This is a genomic window from Aeromonas lacus, from assembly GCF_000764665.1.
GTDB classification, from domain to species: Bacteria; Pseudomonadota; Gammaproteobacteria; order Enterobacterales; family Aeromonadaceae; genus Aeromonas; species Aeromonas lacus.
Genome location: NZ_JRGM01000185.1, coordinates 1 through 1,199, shown reverse-complemented (window position 1 = coordinate 1,199; position 1,199 = coordinate 1). Strand labels below are relative to the sequence as shown.

At 41.6% G+C, this 1,199-nt stretch carries 1 protein-coding gene; it reads left to right on the top strand.

The features are described 5' to 3' along the window. On the top strand, positions 1 to 1,199 hold a 1,199-nt coding region (locus tag LG31_RS0120070), incomplete at both ends, for a fibronectin type III domain-containing protein (protein WP_152598459.1).

Genomic DNA, 1,199 nt, shown 5'->3' with positions numbered 1-1,199 from the left:
AACTACAATGCAAATATGATGGGTTACGGTATGGCTGCGCTTGCTATTTGTATTGCGCGTGATCCAGAGAATGGTGAAATCCAAAGCGAACCTGAAATCGATGTAGAAGTCGAGGGCCGTTATGTACTGGACAAACGTAATAATCAACGTATGTACAATACAAACCCTGCAATGTGCATCAGGGATTACCTAATTAGTGATTTTGGCTTTCAAATCCCAGAGCACAAAATCGATGATAATGCCTTTATCCAATTTGCAAACTTCTGTGATCGTACATATCCAGCTGGTATGAACGGCTTTGTTGATACTTCAAAAACAAGCAAAGCAAACCTCGAAAGTATGCAAGCAGATTTCCAGTGCAGCGTAGTACGAGTCGGGGATATGTGGAGCATCGTATACAACGCACCAAGTGCAGCAATTTGTACAATCACAGAAGACGATATCATCAGTGCAGTAGTAATGGATGCAGCACCAACAGAAGCAGAATTTAACGAACTCGAAGTTGAATACAAGGATGCATCGAAGAATTATCAAAAAGACATTTTGCGCTACCCTAATGTTTCGCGGGATGAAATCCTCCAACGTTACGGCAAAGTAATCAACAAGAAAGTACAAGCCGATTTCACTACTTCAAAAGCGCAAGTAGACAAAATCGCAAGCACTATGTTCTCGATGACACGTGGTATCCGCATTATTCGCTTTACGGGTTCGGCTAAAGTGTATGCACTTAATATCGGCGATGTAGTGAACGTTAAGCACCCATTGTTAGGCACAACTGATGCCGTACCGTTCCGTGTGAATAGTACGAATCGTGGGTTAACCGATCAGTATATGGGTACTGCCGAAGTAGAACTAATGGAGTACAAGCCAAATTCATTTGATACCGTGTTTATTTCCAAAGAAGCAGAGTATAAACCGGATCCAATTCGCAAAGTAAATGCACCAAGCAATTTGCATTTTTCTATTTCGGATGTTGGTTATACGCTGCAAGGTTTACTTGAATGGATGCCTGCTGTGTGCGGTGACTTTCGGGATTATGTTGTTCAACGTAGATTCCATGGTGCGCAAGAATGGGAACCTAATGGAAGCACCAAAAGCCCATATATGTACTTGAACGGTTTACCTCATGGTAATTACGATTTTCGTGTATTCACTAGAACAAAATATAACGAGTACAGTGAACCTTGTACTATCTCTGA